Origin of the sequence: Humibacillus sp. DSM 29435 (assembly GCF_001758225.1) — a bacterium.
Classification (GTDB): domain Bacteria; phylum Actinomycetota; class Actinomycetes; order Actinomycetales; family Dermatophilaceae; genus DSM-29435.
The window spans coordinates 161,501-181,666 of the sequence record NZ_MAST01000052.1; the positions used below are offsets into that span (position 1 = coordinate 161,501).

Sequence of the window (20,166 nt, forward strand, 5' to 3'; positions counted from 1 at the left end):
TGAAGGTCTGCCTCAGGGCCGCTCGCCGGCCGTCCTGAGCATGCCGCTGGAGGCACTAAACTCAGGACCACCACCCCACGATCCGGAGGAACACGTGAGTTCGCTCAAGGTTGAGATGGTCGCCGCCGACCGCAAGGTCTGGGAAGGCGAAGCCAAGTTCGTTCGCGCCCGGTCGATCGCTGGTGAGCTCGGCATCATGCCCGGGCACTCGCCGTTGCTGGGCATCCTCGTCGAGGGCGAGGTGACGATCGAGTCGGTCGACGGTCAGCGCCAGACGGTCACGGTCGACGGAGGGTTCCTCTCCGTCGACTCCGACGTGGTCACCATCGTCGCCGAACACGTCGACGCCTCGTCGATGCACACGTCCGGCCGCTGAGGACCCGCCCGTGCCGACCGCGCTGTTCTCTACCGAGATCGTGGTCGGAACGCTGCTCCTGGTGATCGCCGTCGTGCTGGCCACCACGTTCCTACGGCGGCGCTACATCGCCCGCGGACTGCCCTTGACCCTCTGCGGACTGCGTGACGCTCGGGGTCGGCGCTGGCGCCTCGGTCACATCCGGTTCGGCGAGAACGCCCTCGAGTGGTACTCCCTCGGGGGCGTGTCGCTGCGCCCGCGTCACCGGTGGGACCGCCAGTCGCTGATGTTGAACGTTCCGCAGCCGCTGGCCGACGACGACGCCATCGCGGTGCTGCCCGGGGCCAGCGGCGTCTCGGCCAGCGACGGCACGAACGACTTCGAGCTGGCCCTCCAGAGCCCTGACTACACCGCTCTGCGGTCGTGGCAGGAAGCGTCGCCTCCGGGCTACAACGTCAACGTCGCCTGACCCGCCCCCCTCCGACCCTGCTTGCGCGTCGCGCGGTTGGTGTCGGTATCGCGACCCTGCTTGCGCGTCGCGCCGCGCGTCGCGCGGTTGGTGTCGATATCGCGACCCTGCTTGCGCGTCGCGCCGCGCGTCGCGCGGTTGGTGTCGGTATCGCGACCCTGCTTGCGCGTCGCGCGGTTGGTGTCGATGGGCGCTCGTTTCAGGCCGGACGACCGCCACAGGTTCTGGCGTCGAACGAGCTCAGCCTCCGGCGGCGGCGTGAGGAACCCAGAGCCCAGCTCGCGGCGTTGCTGTGACATTCGCGCGGCATCCCGAACTGCGCGCCGTGAGGTAGGCGTGCTCGACCCTGGCCAGCACCCGAGCCGGCTCCCGTGAGATGGACCTCGGCGTAACCCCCACCACGACCACCCTGCAGGCAGCCAGGTCGGTGTCGGTCTCGACAGTGTTCTCCCAGTCGAGCTCTCCACCATGGAAACGTCGACTGTGCACCATAACTGCCATGGCCACGTCGTCAATCCAGGCGTCAGGCGTCGTCAGCCTGCTTCCGGCGGCATCCTTCAGCTCGGGGTTGCCCATGATCGGGGGCAGCACCCTCGAACTGCTCAGCAGGTGCAGCAGGTCTGCCTCCGGAAGCGACCAGGCCCCCGACGCTGCCTCGGCGAGCGCTCGTCGCAGCCGGGCGCCGTTCTGGGTTCCACGGATGTGGACCCAGTGCTTGAGGTCCTCGACCCGTGCGATTCGCTGCTGCGCCGCCTCGATCATGATCGACCGGGCGTCATCCTCCGTGGGAGCAGCCGCTGCCGCATCGACCACCGCGCGAGCCACGCATGAGATGCGGAGCAGGCCACGGTCGACCAGACGTTCGTCGACCAGCGTGGTGTTCTTGACGGAGACCCATCCACTGGAGCGGCTGCGCCGCGGAACCGGAACCCGCACGTGGATCGGATTGGCGACGCAACACGATGTGAGCCCGTGGAGGGCTGCTGCAGTCGGGCCCGCCAGCCACGAGCTCGGGCCACCGAACAACAGGGCGGCCAAGAGTCGTTGCTCGGTGTTCGGCAACCCCCGGTCGAGCATCACGACGCCGGGCAGCAGCACTCGCCAGCTCGCTCCTAGCCGTGACCGCAGCTCCGCTTTGGTCACGCCGGCGTCGAGCAACTGCTGACGGGTGAGGATCCCTTGCTGCGCCTCGACCAGCGCACGACTTCGCGATGACATCTCCATGAGCGCATCGTCTCGAGGGAGAGGTGCCGTAGGAACGGGCCGGGGCGTAGCTGGGGACAGGGCCCAGTGATGTAGACAGGTGTGGATAAGCGAGTCAGCCGACACCCGGGCGGCACGTCGCGCAGGTGGTGTCGTGAATCCGACTCTTTTGGCGCGTCGCGCCGCGCGTCGCGCAGGTGGTGTCGTGAATCTGACACTTTTGGCGCGTCGCGCCGCGCGTCGCGCAAAAAGTGCTGGACGCGCGGGACGTGGCGTCGAGAGGGGTCAGGGTTTCGGATGCCGCTCCGGCTGGGCCACCCGTCCTCCGCCCGGCTGCCACAGCACGTCGCCACCGATCGAGAGGTTGGCCACACGGGCGAGGATGAACAGCAGGTCGGAGAGGCGGTTGAGGTAGGTCGCGGTGAGCGGGTTGACCCCACCGATCTCGGCGTCGTCGCCAGGTTCGGTGCCGTAGGTCTGGATGGCGGCCCAGGCGGCGCGCTCGGAGCGCCGGACCACGGTGGTGGCCACGTGCAGGTAGGCCGACCCGGGCGTGCCGCCGGGAAGAATGAACGACCTCAGCTTCTCGACCCGGGTGAGGTAGTGGTCGCAGTCGGTCTCAAGGTCGTCGATCCAGGGCTGCTCGACCCGCAGGGGCGGGTACTGGTAGCTCTGGCGCAGGGGCGTGCAGAGGTCGGCCCCGACGTCGAAGAGCTCGTTCTGAACGCGCAACAGGGTCGCGCGAAGCTCGTCGGGCAGCTCGCCGCAGGCGATCGCGACGCCGATGGCAGCGTTGGCCTCGTTGGTGTCGGCGTAGGCGTGCAGCCTCGGGTCGTTCTTGCTGGTGCGCGAGAAGTCACCCAGGCTGGTGGTCCCGTCGTCGCCGGTCCGGGTGTAGATCTTCGTCAGGTTGACCATGGCGCCATGCTCTCACCCACCGCCACCGCCCCGTGACCGACCCGTCCGCTCTGCCGACCGACAGGCCCACAGGTACGGCGTTCTGGCGGTGCCCGGCTCGGTTGGGCGCCGGATAGGGTCTCAGGGTGAGAGAGCGCTTCAGGGTCGTCGGGGGCGGCCGCCTGACGGGTGAGGCCCGCGTCGTCGGTGCCAAGAACAGCGCCCTGAAGCTGATGGCCGTGGCTCTGCTGGCCCCCGGGGTGACCACGCTGACGAACGTGCCCGAGATCGCCGACGTGGTGATCATGGCCGAGCTGCTGCGACGCCTGGGTGTCGCGGTCGAGCACGACCCCGTGCACGGTGTGGTTCGTCTCGACGTGCCGCAGACGCTGGGCCACCGGGCCGACTACGAGCTCGTGCGGGCGCTGCGTGCCTCGATCTCCGTGCTGGGGCCCCTCGTGGCCCGGGTCGGAGAGGCCGACGTGGCCGTGCCCGGAGGGGACGCCATCGGCTCCCGCGGCCTCGACCTGCACGCCGCGGGCCTGGAGGCACTGGGGGCCACGGTGCACGTGACGCACGGATACCTGGTGGCCAAGGCGCCGCAGGGGCTCTCGGGAGCCGACATCCGTCTCGACTTCCCGAGCGTCGGAGCGACCGAGAACGTGCTCACGGCCTCGGTGCTCGCATCTGGGCGCACGACGATCGAGAACGTGGCGCGCGAGCCTGAGATCGTCGACATCGCCGAGATGCTCGTCGAGATGGGGGCGCGCGTCCAGGGCGCCGGCACGTCGCGCCTCGTCGTCGACGGCGTCGACGCCCTCACGCCGACGACCCACCGGGTGGTCCCTGACCGCATCGCGGCAGGCACGTGGGCCTTCGTGGCGGCCACCACGCGCGGTTCGATCGAGGTGGTGGGCGGGGTGGCCGAGCACCTGGGCGCCCCGCTCGCCGCACTGCGGGCCGCCGGATGCCGGGTCGAACCGACCGAGCGCGGCTTCCGGGTCTCGGCGGGACCGCACCGGCCTCGAGCCTTCGACGTGGCGACCCTGCCCTACCCCGGGTTCCCGACCGACCTGCAGCCCTTCGCCCTGACGTACAACGCGGTGGCGCAGGGCAGCGCGATGGTGACCGAGAACCTCTTCGAGGCCAGGTTCCGCACGGTGCAGGAGCTTGCGCGGCTCGGCGCCGACGCCCAGATCGACGGGCACCATGTGATGACCCATGGCGTGCCGTTGCTCTCCGGGGCGCCGGTCGAGTCGAGCGACATCCGTTCCGGGGCGGCGCTGGTGCTGGCCGGGCTGGTGGCCGAGGGTGAGACGCTGGTGAGCGGGGTGCACCACATCGACCGTGGGTACCCCCGCTTCGAGCAGGCTCTGTGCGCGCTCGGTGCCGACGTGCAGCGCGAGCCCGACGACGACTGGTTCGACTGACCCGAAAACCCTTGCTGTTATTGGGAACACGCTGAATCGGCCAGGCGGTGGCATCCCGATGCGTGAGTCAAGGCCACCCTGGTTGAGAAGTGAACTTCACCGGTGGTATTTTCTTGACCCTTTCTTGACTCCGATGAGCACCACTTTCCTCTGCTGGCGGGTCATCATGTGTGACAACAGCAGCATTAAGAGGGGTCACGATGACGCTGAACGTTCAGTCCTCCCAACGCCCGGGTGCCATTCACATCACCAGCGGGCCCGACGGCCACGACATCTACATCGACGGGCGCCTCGACGTCCACACCGTTCCTGACATCCGCGATGCCATCCACGCGGTCATCAACCAGGGAACAGGCGACCTGCGCCTGCACCTGCGTGAGGCCGAGATCGGCGACGCCACCGGTCTCGGGGTGCTGGTGCACCTGCACCGTCGGGCCACCAGAGCAGACCGTCGGCTGCTGCTCGTCGACCCCAGCGACCGCACGTCGCGACTTTTGCGAGGATGCCGGCTCGACCGCATCCTCGCTCGTCGTGCCAGCGGCTCGACTGTGGCGCCTCTCACCGCCTGAGCCACTGCCACCCTCGCCCTGGCGCCGCTACCGTCAGGGCATGCCCGAGGTCGAACCCACGCAGCGTACGGATCGTCCACGCGACCGTCCTTGGGTGATGCGCACCTACGCCGGCCATTCCAGTGCTGCGGCGAGCAACGCGCTGTACCGCCGCAACCTCGACAAGGGCCAGACGGGTCTGTCGGTCGCCTTCGACCTGCCCACCCAGACGGGCTATGACCCCGATCATCCGCTGGCTCGGGGTGAGGTCGGCAAGGTGGGGGTGCCGGTCAGCCACATCGGCGACATGATGGCGCTCTTCGACGGCATCCCGCTGGCCGAGATGAACACCTCGATGACGATCAACGCGACCGCCATGTGGCTGCTCGCGCTCTACCAGGTCACGGCCGAGCGCCAGGCGGTGCAGGCCGGCAGGGACCCGGTCGAGGCGGTCCGCCGACTCTCCGGCACGACGCAGAACGACATCATCAAGGAGTACCTCTCGCGCGGCACGTACGTCTTCGCGCCCACTCCCTCAATGCGACTGATCACCGACCTGGTGGCCCACACCGTGCGCGAGATCCCGAGCTGGAACCCGATCAACATCTGCAGCTACCACCTCCAGGAGGCCGGGGCGACGCCCGTGCAGGAGCTCGCCTTCTCGCTGTCGACGGCGATCGCGGTGCTGGATGCCGTACGCGACTCGGGGCAGGTGCCACCCGAGGAGTTCGGCGAGGTGGTCGCCCGGATCTCGTTCTTCGTCAACGCGGGGGTGCGGTTCGTCGAGGAGATGTGCAAGATGCGGGCGTTCGTCGTGCTCTGGGACGAGCTGACCGTGCAGCGTTACGGGGTCACCGACGCGAAGTCGAGACGGTTCCGGTACGGGGTACAGGTCAACAGCCTCGGCCTCACCGAGGCGCAACCCGAGAACAACGTGCAGCGGATCGTGCTCGAGATGCTGGCGGTCACCCTGTCCAAGGACGCTCGGGCCAGAGCCGTGCAGCTGCCGGCATGGAACGAGGCCCTGGGGCTGCCGCGGCCGTGGGACCAGCAGTGGAGCCTGCGGATCCAGCAGGTGCTCGCCTACGAGTCCGACCTCCTCGAGTACGACGACCTGTTCGACGGCTCGGTCGTGGTGGAAGCCAAGGTGGCCGAGCTGGTCGCCGGCGCCCGGGCCGAGATGGCCCGGGTCGAGCAGCTCGGCGGCGCCGTGGCCGCGGTCGAGTCGGGCTACATGAAGTCGGCGCTGGTCTCCTCGCACGCGCAGCGACGGCGCCGCATCGAGTCCGGTGATGACGTCATCGTCGGCCTCAACCGGTTCGAGAGCACCGAGCCCAGTCCGCTGACGGCCGACCTCGCGTCGGTGACCCAGAGCGTCGAGGTCGACGCCGAGGGCGCAGCGGTGCGGGCCGTGCAGTGCTGGCGCAACGCTCGCGACGCCGACCCCGCGAAGTCCGCCCGAGCCGCCGCCGCTCTGCAGCAACTGGCCGCCGACGCGGCATCCGGGGCGAACCTGATGGCCGCCTCGATCGAGTGCGCGCGAGCGGAGGTCACCACCGGCGAGTGGACGGCCACGTTGCGGGACCAGTTCGGTGAGTACCGTGCCCCGACGGGGGTGTCGGGCTCGGTCGGGCTCGGGCCCTCCGAGCCCGGTGACGCACTGGCCCGGGTGCGCGACGCGGTGCGACGGACCGAGCACGAGCTCGGTGAGCGTCTTCGCCTGCTGGTGGGCAAACCCGGTCTCGACGGCCATAGCAACGGGGCGGAGCAGGTGGCCGTGCGGGCGCGCGACGCCGGCTTCGAGGTCATCTACCAGGGCATCCGGCTCACGCCCGAGCAGATCGTGGCGGCCGCCGTTGCCGAGGACGTGCATCTCGTGGGGCTCTCGATCCTCTCCGGGTCGCATCTAGAGCTGGTGCCGGCGGTGCTGCGTGGGCTGGCCGAGGCCGGTGCGGCCGACGTGCCCGTGGTCGTGGGCGGCATCATTCCCGAGCCGGATGCCGCTGCCCTCCGCGCTGCCGGGGTCGCGATGGTGTTCACGCCCAAGCACTTCGGCCTCACCGAGATCATGGGGCAGCTGGTGGAGGTCGTCCGGGCCTCCCGTGGGCTTGACCCGCTCGAGGTCGGGAACGACTGACGGGTAGGGGCCGTGGCGCTACGGTCGCTTCATGAGTGACCTGCAGTGTGCGGCCCGGCTCATCGTGGTGAACCCGCCCGGGCTCGTCGACATCGAGTCGTTGGTGTCTTCACTGGCGCACGAGAAGGTAGCCGCCGTGTACGCCGCTGATGATGTTCCCGACCCCAGCCGTGCCGAGCTTTTGGCCGAGCGGCTCAGTGCCTCGGCGGAGCTCGTGCGCGACTCTCTGCTCGACGGGGCGGGCGGCTTCGAGGAGATCGTCGACCGCCACCGCGGCGAGACCGTGGTGGTCGTGCGTCGAGGTGAGCAGTCCGCACCTGAGCTGCTGCTCGTGGATGCCGACGGGATCACGAGCCGACCCCTCGGTTGAGGTGTCCCGACGCTCGCCCAGGGGCGCCGGCGACGCCGAGACCGTCGCGGCACTACGCGCCTGATGATGGGCGCCGGGGTGGGTTGACGGTCAGCCGAACCCGATGGTCAGGGCCACGACCATCACCGCGATGGTCGCCGCGAGAGCCAGCGCCCCGAGGCTCATCAGGGCGAGGTTGCGGGCAGCGCGCCACGAGGAGTACGGCTGATCGGAGACGACCTGAGCCCCGAGCGACTCGAGGGTGTACGCCACTCGGCGGGCCCACTCGGAGGACAGGGTCGACCACGTCATCGACTGCTCGCTCGCCCGACGCCACACGACCACGAGGTGCCCCTGCACGGCATCCGGCACATGGCGCACGAGCGAGGCACCCCAAAGGGTGCCGTTGCGGTGGTTCAGGGCGCTGAGCAGCCAGGTTCGGCCCCCACCCGCCTCCAACCGAAGGTGCCCGAGCCGGGTGACCGAGAGGCGCAACGACGAGAGGGGCTCGCGCAGCACCACCGTGCCGTCAGGCTTCACCGCCATGAGATTCTGGTCTTCGACCCAGTAGACCCGGCGTGGCCCGAGGGGCCACCAGGCTCGAACGATCGGGCTGCACACCCAGTAGCACGGCTGCTCGGTGCGCACCCGAACCTCGTTCGCTGGTGCGCTCATCAGAAGAGGCGGGAGTCGGCGTTGTCGACTCCCTTGAGGGCGTCGTAGTCGAGCACGACACAGCGGATGCCGCGGTCCTCGGCCAGGGTGCGGGCCTGCGGCTTGATCTCCTGCGCTGCGAACACGCCGCTGACCGGGGTCAGGTGTGGGTCGCGGTTCATCAGCTCGAGGTAGCGCGTGAGCTGCTCGACCCCGTCGATGTCTCCGCGGCGCTTGATCTCGACGGCGACACTGCCACCCGCGTCGTTGCGCGCCAGGATGTCGACCGGGCCGATGGCCGTCATGTACTCACGCCGAACGAGGGACCACCCCGGGCCAAGGGTGTGGATGTGCTCGGCCAGCAGCCTCTGCAGGTGTGCCTCCACACCGTCCTTCACCAGGCCGGGGTCGATGCCCAGCTCGTGTCTGCTGTCGTGGAGCACCTCGTGGATCAGCACGGTGAGCCGGTCGTCGGTCTTGGAGTGCCGCACGTGCCATACGGCCACGACGCCCGCCTGCGCCTGATCGTCGTCAGGGGCGGCCTCGGCCAAGGCGCAGGGTGGCGACATCCAGTTGAGCGGCTTGTAGGAGCCACCGTCACTGTGCACGAGCACGGAGCCGTCGGCCTTGACCACGAGCAGCCGGGTCGCGAGGGGGAGATGAGCGGTGAGCCGACCGTCGTAGTCGACGCTGCAGCGGGCAATGACGAGACGCACCGCACCACCCTAGATGACGCTGGGAACGGGCTCGCCAGCATCCGATTGACGACCGAACGCGCCGGTGGTGGTCGAACGAGTCGCTGTACCGGCGCGTTCGACCTCGAACGAGTCGTTCGCGGAGAAAGGGGGGGTGGGCAGCGTCACGCCCGGCACGGCAGAAGCGGCAGCCGGGCTCTGCCAGACTGCGGGCATGGCTCGTGACTTCACCCAGGTGGGCGTGATCGGACTCGGCACGATGGGCGCCGGCATCGTGGAGGTGTTCGCCCGCAACGGCATCGACGTCATCGCCGTCGAGGTGAGCGACGAGGCGGTGGAGAAGGGCCGGGGGGTGCTGGCCCACTCGACCGACCGGGCGGTGGCTCGCGGCAAGCTGAGCGCCGACGACCAGTTGGCGCTGCACGCCCGGGTGCGGTTCTCCGCCGAGATGACCGACCTGGCGCAGTGCCAGCTCGTCATCGAGGCGGTGCCCGAGCAGCTGGCCCTCAAGAAGGCGATCTTCGCCCGGCTCGACACCATCGTCGGTGACGACGCCATCCTGGCCACGAACACCTCGAGCCTGCCGGTCACCGAGATCGCCGTGGCCACGGTCAACCCCAAGCGGGTCGTCGGCATGCACTTCTTCAACCCGGCGCCGGTGCTGCAGTTCGTCGAGGTGATCAAGACGGTCATCACGAGCGACGAGGTCTTCGAGGAGGTCAAGGCGCTCGCCGAACGGCTCGGCAAGAAGCCGGTGATCGTGGGCGACAAGGCGGGTTTCATCGCCAACGCCCTGCTCTTCGGCTACCTCAACCACGCCGTGTCGATGTACGAGAGCAAGTACGCGACTCGTGAGGACATCGACGCCGCCATGAAGCTCGGCTGCGGCTACCCCATGGGCCCCCTTGCGCTCATGGACCTCATCGGCCTCGACACGGCCTACGAGATCCTCGACACGATGTACAAGCAGGGCCGCGACCGGCTGCACGCGCCGAGCCCCATCATCAAGCAGATGGTGAGCGCCGGGATGCGCGGCCGCAAGAGCGGCCGCGGCTTCTACACCTACGCCGAGCCCGGCGCCTCGCAGGTGGTCCCCGACGCGTTGACGCCCGAGCCGGCAGGGCAGGCGCAGGCCGTGACGCAGCCCGTCCGCTCGGTCGGGGTGGTGGGGTCGGGAACCATGGCCGTCGGAATCGTGCAGGTCCTGGCGCAGGCGGGCCTGGACGTCGTGTTCGTCGCACGCTCTGACGCGAAGGTCGCCGCGGTGAGCGCCAAGGTCGCCCAGGGCCTCGAGAAGGCGGTGCAGCGCGGTCGCATGACCGAGCAGGAACGCGACGTTGCCCTGAGCCTGGTGACGGGAACCTCGCAGCTCGACGACCTCGCCGGCGTCGACCTCGTCGTCGAGGCCGTGGTCGAAGACCTCACGGTCAAGCGCGCGCTCTTCGAGAACCTCGACGAGATCTGCAGGCCGGGAGCCATTCTGGCGACCACCACGAGCTCGCTGCCGGTCGTGGAGTGCGCGGCGGCCACCAGCAGGCCCGGTGATGTGGTGGGCCTGCACTTCTTCAACCCGGCCCAGGTGATGCGCCTGGTCGAGGTGGTGCACACGGTCGCCACGGCCGACGACGTTGTGGCCACGGCGGTGGCGCTGTGCGAGCAGATCGGCAAGCAGGCCGTCACCTGTGGCGACCGGGCCGGGTTCATCGTCAACGCGCTGCTCTTCCCCTACCTCAACGACGCCATCAAGATGCTCGAGGCCAACTACTCGACGGCCGACGACATCGACACCGCCATGAAGACCGGTTGCGGCCTGCCGATGGGCCCGTTCGAGCTGCTCGACGCGGTGGGACTCGACGTCTCGCTCGCGATCGAACGAGAGCTCTACCTCGAGTTCCGTGAGCGCGGTTACGCCCCGGCCCCGTTGCTCGAGCACCTGGTCAGGGCCGGCTACCTCGGTCGCAAGACCGGCCGTGGGTTTCGCACCCACGCCTGACCGCGCGCCGTCCGGCCCGTCGACCTGACGGCATCCGTGCGCTTGCTGGTCTGGCGCAGACCCACCGAGAAACCGACAAGGCCCGGTGACTGCAGTCAGAGGTCGTTGTCGGTTTCCCGGTGGGTTGCCGTCAGACTGGGGGTATGCCGTCACGTCGTCGCCCGAGCAAGCACGCCCGGACGCACGTGCCGCTCGACGTCACCCGCATCCAGGGCGGAGCGACCCACGAGGAGTCGTACGCCGGCAGCCGATGGACCGTGCGCTCGGTGACCGGCGCATCGGCAACGCGGCCCTACCTGTGCCCCGGCTGCCAGCAGGACATCGCGCCCGGGCTCGCGCATGTCGTGACCTGGCCGGCTGATGGGGTCGGCGGCCTCGGTGACCGTCGACACTGGCACACCGGATGCTGGCAGCGACGCGACGCCCGGCCCCCCGGAAACGCCTACCGCTGAGACTCACCCCGGCTCACTGAACGCTGAGTTCGGTCACAGGTTGGGGCTGGGCTGGGGTTGGACCGAGCCGGGCGGCGATCAGTGCTGTCGCTGGCGGGGGACGAGCACCTCGTCGTAGAGCAGCAGCAGACCGGCGGCCACCGGGATGGCCAGCAGGGCGCCCACGATACCGCCGAGCGTGCCACCGATCAGGGCGGCCACGACCGTCAGCACTCCGGGAACCGACACGGTGCGCTGCATGATGCGCGGCATCACGGCGTAGTTCTCGATCTGCTGGTAGATCACGAAGTAGACGATCACGATGAGGGCCTTCTTCGGTTCGTCGAAGAAGGCCACCAGGGCCACGACCGAGGCGCCCAGCGTGGCACCGACCATCGGAATGAGGCCGAGCAGACCGACGGCCACCGCCAGCACGGCGGCGAAGCGCAGGTCGATGAGGGTCATCATGATCCAGGCGAAGAAGGCGTTGATCGCGGCCACGCACACCTGCCCGATGGCGTACGAACCGACCCGGCGCATGATCTCCTCCGACAGAGACATGAACCGGGGCCGGCGGCTGGCCGGAACGAGCGAGTAGGCCCCGTGCTTGATCGAGGGCAGCGAGGCCAGGAAGTAGAGCGTCAGCACGAAGACGGTCAGCACGCCGAACACTCCGGAGAGGATCACCTTGCCGATGTCGAGCACCCCACCGAAGACCCCGACCCAGAGGTTGCCGTCGGCCACCCGCTTGTCGACCTCCTCCTGGATCTTCGCGATGACCTGGTAACGGTGGTCCATGTCCTGCACCCACGGGTTCTTCAGCAGGTCGCTGAGAAAGCCGGGCGCGTTGTTGGCCAGCTCGGTGGACTGCACAGCCACGGGTGGGATCACGACCCACAGGATGAGGGCCAACACCCCCAGCGCACCGAGGGAGACGATCGCGACCGACCAGCCCCGGGCCAGGCGCCGACGGGTCAGGGCCTCGACGAGGGGGTTGAGCGAGAGGGTCAGGAAGAACGAGATGACGAGCAGCGTGATGACGGTGCCGAGCTGGCCGATCGCCTGCACGGCGGCGTAGGCCACGAGCACGCCGAGCGCCCCGACGAAGCCCACGAAGAAGGGTGACTGACGGTTGAGGGGGTTGCCGGCGGTACCGAAGTCGCGCCTACTGCCGGTTCGCGACCTGACGCCCTGGCGAGGGTCGGTCTCGGCTGCCGGTGACTCCCCGTCCGGCGCGTCTTCCTCGGGCACCGAAGGCATTGGGGTGGACCCGTCGAGGGGCAGCGTGCTCTCGAGCAGGTTGTGGGCCAGCTGCTCGTCATCAGACAGGATCTGCTCGACGTCTCCGAGGTCGCGAGAGCGCAGCTGCCGCATTCTCTCGCGCTGCGCTCGCCGGTAGTCGAGCAGGCGTCCCCAGATGGCCACCGGGCGAGCCTACGCGAGAGCAGGGACCGGCATCCGGTACCGACACCTGGCCGCGATCGGCGTCGCCCTCGCACCCCACCGGCCAGAGGCCGCTCCGGTCAGGCGTCGCAGAACCGGTTGATGGCCACTTCGATCGTCGCCCGCTTCTCGGGGTCGGTGACACCGAGCCCCGGCTCGGGTGCGAGCACGAGCACGCCGACCTTGCCCTGGTGGGCGTTGCGGTGCACGTCGAGCGCCGCCTGCCCGACCAGCTCGAGCGGGTAGGTCTTCGACAGCGTGGGGTGGATCAGGCCCCGTCTGACCAGCTCGTTTGCCTCCCACGCCTCGCGGTAGTTGGCGAAGTGCGAGCCGACGATCCGTTTGAGGTTCATCCAGAGGTAACGGTTGTCGTACTCGTGCATGTATCCCGACGTCGAGGCGCAGGTGACGATGGTGCCGCCCTTGCGTGCGACGTAGACGCTGGCGCCGAAGGTCTCACGGCCCGGGTGCTCGAAGACGATGTCGACGTCGTAGCCCCCGGTGAGCTCGCGGATGCGCCGGCCCAGGCGCTTCCACTCGCCGACGTCCTGCGTGGTGCCCTCGGCGTTCCAGAACCGGTAGCCCTCGGTGCTGCGGTCGATGATGAGCTCGGCTCCCATCGTCCGGCAGATCCGGGCCTTCTCGGGCGAGGAGACGACACACACCGGCGTGGCGCCACTGGCGAGGGCCATCTGGGTGGCGTAGGAGCCGAGGCCGCCGGAGGCGCCCCAGATGAGCACCCGGTCGCCGAGCTTCATGGCGGCGCCGTTGCGTGAGACGAGCTGTCGGTAGGCCGTCGAGTTCACGAGACCGGGCGCCGCGGCCTCCTCCCACGTCAGGTGGGCCGCCTTGGGCATCAGCTGGTTGCTCTTGACGATGGCCAGCTCGGCCAGGCCGCCGAAGTTGGTCTCGAAGCCCCAGATGCGTTGCTGCGGGTCGAGCATCGTGTCGTTGTGGCCCTCGGCGTCTTCGAGCTCGACCGAGAGACAGTGCGCGACCACCTCGGTGCCGGGCTTCCACTTCGTCACGCCGGGACCGGTGCGCAGCACGACACCCGCGAGGTCCGAGCCGATCACGTGGTAAGGCAGGTCGTGGCGCTTGGCGAAGGTGGAGGTGCGGCCATAGCGCTCGAGGAAGCCGAAGGTGGGCATCGGCTCGAAGATCGAGGTCCAGACGGTGTTGTAGTTGATCGCACTGGCCATCACGGCGACGAGGGCCTCACCCGGAGCGAGCTCGGGCACCGGGACGTCGTCGATGTGCAGCGACCGGCGTGGGTCCTTCTCGCAGGTCGCCATCCCCTCGAACAGGCCGACCTCGCTCTTGTGGACGGTCACACCCCGATAGGTCGCAGGGATCGGCAGTGCGGCGTAGGTCTCGGGGGAGCGGTCGCCGCTGAGGATGGCATCGCGGATGGCCTGCATGGCGGTCCTTACGGTTGCACGGTGATCGGACGTGTCCCACCGAAGGTAGTGACTCCGCGGTAGGTCGCGGCGGCCGGTGTTAGCCGCCCCACACGGTGACCTGGGTCACGAACCGATCGCGCGCTCCGAGCCCTCAGCGGTGCTCAGCCGAGCTGCGGTGCAGGCGCGGCCGGTTCGACCAGCTCGACCAGCACGCCACCGGCATCCTTGGGGTGGATGAAGTTGACCCGGCTGTCGCTGGTGCCCCGCCTGGGCTCGTCGTAGAGCAGGCGCAGGCCCCGGTCGCGCAGCGTGGCGCAGACTGCGTCGAGGTCGACCACCCGGTAGGCCAGCTGCTGCAGCCCAGGGCCGGAGCGGCCGATGAACTTCGCGATCGTCGAGTCGGGGCGCAGTGGGGCGAGCAGCTGGATGCACGGCCCGCCCGCGGCCGGGTCGCCCACGCCCATCATGGCCTCGCGCACCCCCTGCTCCTCGTTCGTCTCCTCGTGCAGCAACGTCAGGCCGAAAGCGTTCTCGTAGAACGCGATCGCCGTGTCGAGATCGGCGACTGCGATGCCCACGTGGTCGATGTGCGTGAAGAGTGTTTCGCTCATGGGGCGAGCCTACGGACCATGGAGGGGTCGAACCAGACCCCACCGTCTGGATGCCGTGTGCGCTTGGTCATGCGCTGATCGGATGCCCTCTCGGCCACGATTAGAGTGGAGGCACACCCTTTCCGAGCACGTTGGAGGCCTGCCACCATGACCACTGCTGACCGACCGGTATCGGTGATCGTCGCCGGTGCACGCACCCCGATGGGTCGTCTGCTCGGGTCGCTCAAAGACTTCTCGGGCTCTGACCTCGGCGGCTTCGCCATCAAGGGCGCCCTCGAGAAGGCGGGAGTCACCCCCGACCAGGTCGAGTACGTGATCATGGGTCAGGTGCTCACCGCGGGCGCGGGCCAGATCCCGGCCCGACAGGCAGCGCACGCGGCCGGCATCCCGATGACGGTCCCGGCCATCACCATCAACAAGGTGTGCCTCTCGGGTCTCAACGCGATCGCCATGGCCGACCAGCTCATCCGCGCCGGCGAGTTCGACGTGGTGGTGGCCGGCGGTCAGGAGTCGATGACCAACGCCCCGCACCTGCTGGAGAAGTCACGCCAGGGCTTCAAGTACGGCGACGTGACGATGCACGACCACATGGCCTTCGACGGCTTGTGGGACGCCTTCACCGATGAGGCGATGGGGCTGCTCACCGAGCGCGCCAACCAGGGCGATCAGGCCTTCACCCGGGAGGAGCAGGACGAGTTCTCGGCCCGCAGCCACCAGCTGGCCGCGAAGGCCTGGAAGGACGGTCTCTTCGACGACGAGGTCGTAGCGGTGTCGATCCCGCAGCGCCGCGGTGAGCCGGTCATCTTCAAGAGCGACGAGGGAATCCGCGCTGACACCACGGCGGCCACGCTTGCCGGTCTCCGCCCGGCCTTCTCCACGGACGGCACCATCACGGCCGGGTCTGCCTCGCAGATCTCCGACGGGGCGGCTGCGGTCGTCGTGATGAGCAAGGCGAAGGCGCAGCAGCTGGGCCTGACGTGGCTGGCCGAGATCGGGTCGCACGGTGTGGTCGCCGGCCCTGACTCCAGCCTTCAGCAGCAGCCTGCGCACGCCATTGCCAGGGCGTGCGAACGGGAGGGCATCGTGCCTGCCGACCTGGACCTCGTCGAGATCAACGAGGCCTTTGCGGCCGTCGGCCTCGCCTCCACCAAGAGCCTGGGTATCGACCCTGAGCGCGTCAACGTCAACGGCGGCGCCATCGCACTCGGTCACCCGATCGGCATGTCGGGTGCCCGGCTCGCCCTGCACCTGGCGCTGGAGCTGAAGCGTCGTGGTGGGGGCGTCGGAGCGGCCGCGCTCTGCGGTGGTGGCGGTCAGGGCGATGCCCTGATCGTTCGGGTCCCGAAGACCGACTGACCGTCTCGTCTGTCGTGTCCCATCCCGACCACCGTGCCGAGGGCGTCACCGGCGGGCACCGCGCCGTCGACGTGGTCACGTTGGTGGCCCGGGTCACGGAAGGTTCGCCCCGCGCTGTGGCCCGGCTCATCTCCCTGGTCGAGGATGCCCACCCGGCGCTGCGCGAGGTGATGGCCGGGCTGACGCCGCACGCCGGCTCGGCCTGGGTCATCGGCCTGACCGGGCCACCGGGGGTGGGCAAGTCGACGATGGCCTCAGCTCTGGTGACCGCTCTCCGTCGGCGTGGGCTGCGGGTGGGGGTGCTGGCCGTCGACCCCTCCTCGCCCTTCTCCGGGGGCGCACTGCTCGGCGACCGGGTGCGGATGGAGACACACACCCTCGACCCTGGTGTCTACATCCGGTCGATGGCCACGCGCGGTCGGCTCGGCGGCCTGGCGTGGGCGACCCCTCAGGCGGTCAGGGTGCTAGATGCGGCCGGCTGCGACGTGGTGCTCGTCGAGACCGTCGGGGTGGGCCAGAGCGAGGTCGAGGTCGCGGGGTTGGCCGACACCACCGTGGTGCTGCTCGCACCGGGCATGGGCGACGGCATCCAGGCGGCCAAGGCCGGCGTCCTCGAGATCGCCGACGTGTTCGTCGTGAACAAGGCCGACCACGACGGTGTCGACGCCACGGTGCGCAACCTGCGGCACCTGGTCTCGCTGGGGGAACGCGCCACGGGCGAGCGCTGGCTTCCGCCGGTGTGCCGAACCACGGCAACCCTCGGCACGGGTGTCGACGAGCTCGTCGCTGCCCTCGACGCGCACCGGGCGTTTCTCGAGACCGACGGTGCCCTGCGCCGCGGTCGTGAACGCCGGGTGGCCGACGAGATCGAGCAGATCGCGATGGCGTCGGTGCGTGCCCGGTTCGCCGAGGCCGGCGGCCGGGCCGCTCTGCCCGCCCTCGCGGCCGAGGTCGTCGAGGGTCGAACCGATCCGTACACTGCCGCCGATCTGCTTCTCTCACAAGTGAATTCCGGCATGGAAGACTCGGTCGGCCGGGCTGAGGGTGCGACCTCCGGTCGGTGACGCTCACGACAAGAGGCGCCGGCACGTCACCGAGAGCGGTGGCGTAAGCCGGTAAACCTGTTGTGGGCAGACCGGGCGCGGTGTCACCGTCAGGAGATGGAGATCATCTCGCTAGACCGCGGCGACGACGTCATGATCAAGGCTGTGTTCGGGGTTGTCACGCGCAGCGAAGCCGCCTCGCGTGTGCAACCGATCGAGCGGACGCTCGAGGCGTACACGTCGATGATCCGCTTCCAGTTTCCTGGCGAGCACGACGAGTCTGCCGTCGCCGTCGTCGACGGCACCCCGGTAGGTCTGGCGCAAGCCTTTTTCCCTGACCGCGAGAACCAGGACAAGTGCTGGGTCGAGCTCGAGGTCGACCCGCAGCACCGCGGCAGGGGAGTCGGTTCGGGGCTGCTCGAGTGGCTCGAGGAGCGCGGTCGGGGCGGCGGACGTTCGATGGTGCTCGGTGAGGTGTATGTGCCCGTTGGAGCACGGGAGAGCCACGCCGACCGCGAGTTCGCGCTGAACCGCGGCTACGCCGTCTCGAGCGTCGAGATCGTGCGCTCCCTGCCCCTCCCGGTACACCCGGACCTGCTCGCGCGAGAGAGGGGACGGGTCGCCGCGACGACAGACGGCTACACCCTCTCGGTGCACGTGGGCGGTGTGCCGCACGAGCTGCGTCAGGGTGTCTGCGACTGTGCGAACCGGCTCATGCTCGATGCCCCGACCGGGGACGTCGAGTTCGAGCCCGACTCGCAGACGGTCGACGACTACCAGACCATGCTCGACCACCTCACCGACGTTGGGCGCACGCTGGTGACGACGGTCGCCGTGCACCGCGAGTCGGGGGTCGTCGCCGCCTACACCGATCTTGTCCTTGATGGGAGCGACCCGAACTTCGTCTTCCAGTGGGGCACTCTCGTGCTGCCTGAGCACCGTGGCCACCACCTCGGAATGGCGGTCAAGGTCGAGAACCTGACAGCGCTCTCGCGCATCGACAGCGCCCGCACGTCGGTGCAGACGACGAACGCCGAGCAGAACCCCTGGATGGTCCAGATCAACCGGAGCCTCGGGTTCGAGATCATCGAGGAGGCACTCTCGGTGCGGAAGGACCTGTGAGCGGGGTCGGCCGGGCGCAGCCGATCTGATGGCTACGGTGTAACCATGCTCATTGCCTTCTCTGTCGCCCCCACCGTGGCCGCCGACGACACCGGTTCGGTGTCGGATGCCGTCGCCCGCGCCATCCGCATCGTGCGCGACTCGGGCCTGCCGCACCGCACCGATGCGATGTTCACGACCATCGAGGGGGAGTGGGATCAGTGCATGGCGGTCGTCAAGGCCTGCTGCGACGTGCTCGCCGAGACCTCACCGCGCATCGGGCTCGTGCTCAAGGCCGACATCCGGGCCGGTTTCTCCGGTGAGCTCGACGGCAAGCTGGAACGTCTCGAGGACGCTCTGGCACGACAGGCGGATGCCTGAGTCCGAATGGCGGATCACCTCGCTCGTCGTCGCGGACTGCGACGAGCTCGGCCGGGTGCACACCCGTATCTGGCGGGAGACGTACGCCGGGCTGATGCCAGCCGGCTACCTCGCCGACCTGTCCGAGACTCGCTCTGCCGAAAACTGGCGGCGACGGATCGTGCAGCCTGAGGGGGTCGACGCCGGATCGCTGACCCTGGTGGCCCGTCGCGATGGGCACATCGTCGGCTTCGCGAGCGCCGGCCCGAGCCGCGACGCCGACGCGCCCACCGAGTGGGAGCTGCACGTCATCAACCTGCTGCAGACCGTTCAAGGCAGCGGACTCGCCGAGCTGCTGCTCGACCGGGTGCTCGGCGAGCGCGACGCCACCCTGTGGGTGGTCGAAGGCAATGCTCGGGCCCGAGCCTTCTACACCCGCCGCGGCTTCACCGACGAGGGTGGGCGCAGCGCCCACGAGCCGACGGACGCCCTTGAGATGCGGATGGTTCGTCGGGGAACACCCGACTGACGGCCAGCCCGACGACGAGGCCGGCCGCCACGGAGTTCTCGGCGGATTGCCGTCATCGGGGCAGTGATGCGTATCGTGGAGCCGCGTCGGCGTGCCCTGCCGCGAACCGTGCCGCCAACCCTGCCGCGAACCCTGACGCTGCCGTCCACCCGAAAGGCCAGATCATGCCCCGCCACGTCCACCGTCGACGCGGAGCCGCTTCGGCAGCCCTCGTGGCGGTCGCGATGCTGTCCGCCTGCACCAGTGACAGCGGCGACACCGCTGCCCCGCAGCCCACGCCCGCCGTGGCGCAGTCAGCGGCCACGGGTGCGGCATCCAGCGTCGTGGCAGCCGCGGTCGCCGCCCGCTCGAACGTCACCGCCACCGGTGTGGCGGCCCGCGAGAAGACCTTCACGGGAGCGGCGCTCGACTCGGCCAACGCCTTCGCGAAGACCCTGCCGGCCCGTACCGCGGCCGAGAAGGCCGGGTTCGAGCTGGCCACCACGGGGGTCAAGGTTCTCGGGGTGTCGAGGGCCGGTGACAGCCCCCGTCAGATGCTCGTCCAGACCACCCTGGTCAAGAGCGAGGCGGCCGTGCTGGTACTGCTCGCCTCACCCGACGCCACGGCCGACTTCAAGGTGGCCGCGATCACCCCGATGCTGAAGGGCTCGACCCTGGAGGCACTCGACCCGATCACGATGGGCTCCGCCGCCGTCGGCACGGGCGATGGCCTGGCCGCGAAGCCGGCGGACGTGCTGACGGCTTTTGCGGCGTCGGTGAAGTTCCCATCGCCCACGACGACGAAGCTGCTCGCCGCAGACCCGATCTCCGACCAGCTGCGGGCCTCCGCCGCGGCTCAGTCGAAGGCGATCTCGGCCCAGGGAAGCTTCAGCCAGATGCACGACCCGAAGGGCGTGGTCGGCGGGCTGCGTCTCAAGGGCGGCTCGGGCGCCGTTGTCTTCGCCGACCTGGTGCGCAACGACTCGATCGCCCTGCGTCAGGCCGCCAAGCTCACCCCGGCCAAGGACGTCACCCTGCTCTCGGGTCTGAAGCTGATCACAACCGAGGCCAAGCTGACCACGAACGAGACCGTAGCCATGGTGATCCCGGCAACCGGCGCAGCCCGCATCGTCGGCTACTCCGACCAGCTCGTCAACGCCACGGGCCGTTGAGGCAGGAT

General features: G+C 69.3%; 22 protein-coding genes. 14 read left to right on the top strand and 8 right to left on the bottom strand.

The genetic code is table 11. The features are described from left to right. Window positions 1-94: 94 nt before the first annotated feature. Together BA895_RS20935 and BA895_RS20940 are read left to right on the top strand one after the other, a co-directional pair. A complete protein-coding gene (locus BA895_RS20935) occupies window positions 95-376 on the top strand; it encodes a F0F1 ATP synthase subunit epsilon (RefSeq protein ID WP_070193823.1) in 282 nt (93 codons plus the stop codon). Window positions 377-386: 10 nt separating this feature from the next. Then, on the top strand, window positions 387-824 hold the full coding sequence (locus BA895_RS20940; RefSeq protein ID WP_070193824.1) for a DUF2550 domain-containing protein: 438 nt from the start codon (window positions 387-389) through the stop codon (window positions 822-824). Here BA895_RS20940 and BA895_RS20945 read toward each other — a convergent pair. From BA895_RS20945 to BA895_RS20955, 3 genes are all read right to left on the bottom strand, one after another. Then, the gene (locus BA895_RS20945; protein WP_070193825.1) at window positions 803-1,123 is read right to left on the bottom strand and encodes a hypothetical protein; all 321 of its coding nucleotides are present in this window, start codon (window positions 1,121-1,123) and stop codon (window positions 803-805) included. The genes BA895_RS20940 and BA895_RS20945 overlap by 22 nt on opposite strands. Further along, window positions 1,065-2,048 (bottom strand): hypothetical protein, encoded by a 984-nt coding sequence (locus tag BA895_RS20950; RefSeq protein ID WP_070193826.1) that lies wholly within the window; start codon window positions 2,046-2,048, stop codon window positions 1,065-1,067. The genes BA895_RS20945 and BA895_RS20950 overlap by 59 nt, the downstream gene beginning before the upstream one ends. Before the next feature lie 264 nt (window positions 2,049-2,312). Next, window positions 2,313-2,945, bottom strand: a complete 633-nt coding sequence (locus BA895_RS20955) for a cob(I)yrinic acid a,c-diamide adenosyltransferase (RefSeq protein WP_070193827.1) — start codon at window positions 2,943-2,945, stop codon at window positions 2,313-2,315. Window positions 2,946-3,070: 125 nt separating this feature from the next. Here BA895_RS20955 and murA point away from each other — a divergent pair, with 125 nt between their 5' ends. The 4 genes from murA to BA895_RS20975 all read left to right on the top strand — a co-directional run bounded on the left by murA (window position 3,071) and on the right by BA895_RS20975 (window position 7,409). Further along, window positions 3,071-4,354, top strand: coding sequence for a UDP-N-acetylglucosamine 1-carboxyvinyltransferase (gene murA, locus BA895_RS20960; RefSeq protein WP_070193828.1), 1,284 nt, complete (start codon window positions 3,071-3,073; stop codon window positions 4,352-4,354). A gap of 200 nt (window positions 4,355-4,554) precedes the next feature. Further along, window positions 4,555-4,923 carry an STAS domain-containing protein gene (locus BA895_RS20965; RefSeq protein ID WP_083283616.1) on the top strand — a complete coding sequence of 123 codons (369 nt, stop codon included), beginning with the start codon at window positions 4,555-4,557 and terminating at the stop codon, window positions 4,921-4,923. A gap of 97 nt (window positions 4,924-5,020) precedes the next feature. Beyond that, complete coding sequence (locus tag BA895_RS20970; RefSeq protein ID WP_070193829.1) at window positions 5,021-7,039, top strand: protein meaA; 2,019 nt, start codon at window positions 5,021-5,023, stop codon at window positions 7,037-7,039. 31 nt (window positions 7,040-7,070) lie between these two features. Next, window positions 7,071-7,409 carry a hypothetical protein gene (locus BA895_RS20975; protein WP_070193830.1) on the top strand — a complete coding sequence of 113 codons (339 nt, stop codon included), beginning with the start codon at window positions 7,071-7,073 and terminating at the stop codon, window positions 7,407-7,409. 90 nt (window positions 7,410-7,499) lie between these two features. Here BA895_RS20975 and BA895_RS20980 read toward each other — a convergent pair whose 3' ends face one another. After that, a complete protein-coding gene (locus BA895_RS20980; RefSeq protein WP_070193831.1) occupies window positions 7,500-8,063 on the bottom strand; it encodes a hypothetical protein in 564 nt (187 codons plus the stop codon). Next, entirely contained in the window at window positions 8,063-8,758 is a 696-nt protein-coding gene (gene nucS, locus BA895_RS20985; RefSeq protein WP_070193832.1) for an endonuclease NucS, read from the bottom strand. The genes BA895_RS20980 and nucS overlap by 1 nt, the downstream gene beginning before the upstream one ends. Before the next feature lie 193 nt (window positions 8,759-8,951). Here nucS and BA895_RS20990 point away from each other — a divergent pair, with 193 nt between their 5' ends. Continuing rightward, window positions 8,952-10,730 (top strand): 3-hydroxyacyl-CoA dehydrogenase family protein, encoded by a 1,779-nt coding sequence (locus tag BA895_RS20990; RefSeq protein WP_070193862.1) that lies wholly within the window; start codon window positions 8,952-8,954, stop codon window positions 10,728-10,730. Window positions 10,731-10,873: 143 nt separating this feature from the next. Further along, complete coding sequence (locus tag BA895_RS20995; protein WP_070193833.1) at window positions 10,874-11,182, top strand: hypothetical protein; 309 nt, start codon at window positions 10,874-10,876, stop codon at window positions 11,180-11,182. Window positions 11,183-11,260: 78 nt separating this feature from the next. Here BA895_RS20995 and BA895_RS21000 read toward each other — a convergent pair whose 3' ends face one another. The 3 genes from BA895_RS21000 to mce form a co-directional block, all read right to left on the bottom strand. Beyond that, complete coding sequence (locus BA895_RS21000) at window positions 11,261-12,586, bottom strand: AI-2E family transporter (RefSeq protein ID WP_254666594.1); 1,326 nt, start codon at window positions 12,584-12,586, stop codon at window positions 11,261-11,263. Window positions 12,587-12,684: 98 nt separating this feature from the next. After that, the gene (gene ccrA / locus BA895_RS21005; RefSeq protein ID WP_070193834.1) at window positions 12,685-14,025 is read right to left on the bottom strand and encodes a crotonyl-CoA carboxylase/reductase; all 1,341 of its coding nucleotides are present in this window, start codon (window positions 14,023-14,025) and stop codon (window positions 12,685-12,687) included. 143 nt (window positions 14,026-14,168) lie between these two features. Next, complete coding sequence (gene mce / locus BA895_RS21010) at window positions 14,169-14,618, bottom strand: methylmalonyl-CoA epimerase (protein WP_070193835.1); 450 nt, start codon at window positions 14,616-14,618, stop codon at window positions 14,169-14,171. Between the two features lie 147 nt (window positions 14,619-14,765). On the opposite strand from mce, the gene BA895_RS21015 reads away from it, so the two are divergent. From BA895_RS21015 to BA895_RS21040, 6 genes are all read left to right on the top strand, one after another. Beyond that, on the top strand, window positions 14,766-15,974 hold the full coding sequence (locus tag BA895_RS21015; RefSeq protein ID WP_070193836.1) for an acetyl-CoA C-acetyltransferase: 1,209 nt from the start codon (window positions 14,766-14,768) through the stop codon (window positions 15,972-15,974). Between the two features lie 14 nt (window positions 15,975-15,988). Then, a complete protein-coding gene (gene meaB, locus BA895_RS21020; protein WP_083283618.1) occupies window positions 15,989-17,038 on the top strand; it encodes a methylmalonyl Co-A mutase-associated GTPase MeaB in 1,050 nt (349 codons plus the stop codon). Window positions 17,039-17,134: 96 nt separating this feature from the next. Next, window positions 17,135-18,139: a GNAT family N-acetyltransferase gene (locus tag BA895_RS21025; protein ID WP_070193837.1), complete on the top strand. Its 1,005-nt coding sequence runs from the start codon at window positions 17,135-17,137 to the stop codon at window positions 18,137-18,139. A 45-nt stretch (window positions 18,140-18,184) separates the two neighbouring features. After that, window positions 18,185-18,499: a thiamine-binding protein gene (locus tag BA895_RS21030; protein ID WP_070193838.1), complete on the top strand. Its 315-nt coding sequence runs from the start codon at window positions 18,185-18,187 to the stop codon at window positions 18,497-18,499. Continuing rightward, window positions 18,492-19,007, top strand: a complete 516-nt coding sequence (locus BA895_RS21035) for a GNAT family N-acetyltransferase (protein WP_083283619.1) — start codon at window positions 18,492-18,494, stop codon at window positions 19,005-19,007. Before BA895_RS21030 ends, BA895_RS21035 begins: the two co-directional genes overlap by 8 nt. Window positions 19,008-19,171: 164 nt before the next feature. Next, the gene (locus tag BA895_RS21040) at window positions 19,172-20,158 is read left to right on the top strand and encodes a hypothetical protein (RefSeq protein ID WP_070193839.1); all 987 of its coding nucleotides are present in this window, start codon (window positions 19,172-19,174) and stop codon (window positions 20,156-20,158) included. Window positions 20,159-20,166 lie beyond the last annotated feature (8 nt).

Bases quoted from the DNA above. Each gene is read 5' to 3' on its own strand.
- BA895_RS21015 (WP_070193836.1), top strand. From the start codon at position 14,766: ATGACCACTGCTGACCGACCGGTATCGGTGATCGTCGCCGGTGCACGC.
- BA895_RS20990 (WP_070193862.1), top strand. From the start codon at position 8,952: ATGGCTCGTGACTTCACCCAGGTGGGCGTGATCGGACTCGGCACGATG.
- mce (WP_070193835.1), bottom strand. From the start codon at position 14,618: ATGAGCGAAACACTCTTCACGCACATCGACCACGTGGGCATCGCAGTC.
- BA895_RS20945 (WP_070193825.1), bottom strand. From the start codon at position 1,123: ATGTCACAGCAACGCCGCGAGCTGGGCTCTGGGTTCCTCACGCCGCCG.
- BA895_RS20950 (WP_070193826.1), bottom strand. From the start codon at position 2,048: ATGGAGATGTCATCGCGAAGTCGTGCGCTGGTCGAGGCGCAGCAAGGG.
- BA895_RS20970 (WP_070193829.1), top strand. From the start codon at position 5,021: ATGCGCACCTACGCCGGCCATTCCAGTGCTGCGGCGAGCAACGCGCTG.
- BA895_RS21035 (WP_083283619.1), top strand. From the start codon at position 18,492: ATGCCTGAGTCCGAATGGCGGATCACCTCGCTCGTCGTCGCGGACTGC.
- ccrA (WP_070193834.1), bottom strand. From the start codon at position 14,025: ATGCAGGCCATCCGCGATGCCATCCTCAGCGGCGACCGCTCCCCCGAG.
- BA895_RS20975 (WP_070193830.1), top strand. From the start codon at position 7,071: ATGAGTGACCTGCAGTGTGCGGCCCGGCTCATCGTGGTGAACCCGCCC.
- BA895_RS21025 (WP_070193837.1), top strand. From the start codon at position 17,135: ATGGAGATCATCTCGCTAGACCGCGGCGACGACGTCATGATCAAGGCT.
- BA895_RS20995 (WP_070193833.1), top strand. From the start codon at position 10,874: ATGCCGTCACGTCGTCGCCCGAGCAAGCACGCCCGGACGCACGTGCCG.
- BA895_RS21040 (WP_070193839.1), top strand. From the start codon at position 19,172: ATGCCCCGCCACGTCCACCGTCGACGCGGAGCCGCTTCGGCAGCCCTC.
- BA895_RS21030 (WP_070193838.1), top strand. From the start codon at position 18,185: ATGCTCATTGCCTTCTCTGTCGCCCCCACCGTGGCCGCCGACGACACC.
- BA895_RS20955 (WP_070193827.1), bottom strand. From the start codon at position 2,945: ATGGTCAACCTGACGAAGATCTACACCCGGACCGGCGACGACGGGACC.
- BA895_RS20965 (WP_083283616.1), top strand. From the start codon at position 4,555: ATGACGCTGAACGTTCAGTCCTCCCAACGCCCGGGTGCCATTCACATC.
- BA895_RS20980 (WP_070193831.1), bottom strand. From the start codon at position 8,063: ATGAGCGCACCAGCGAACGAGGTTCGGGTGCGCACCGAGCAGCCGTGC.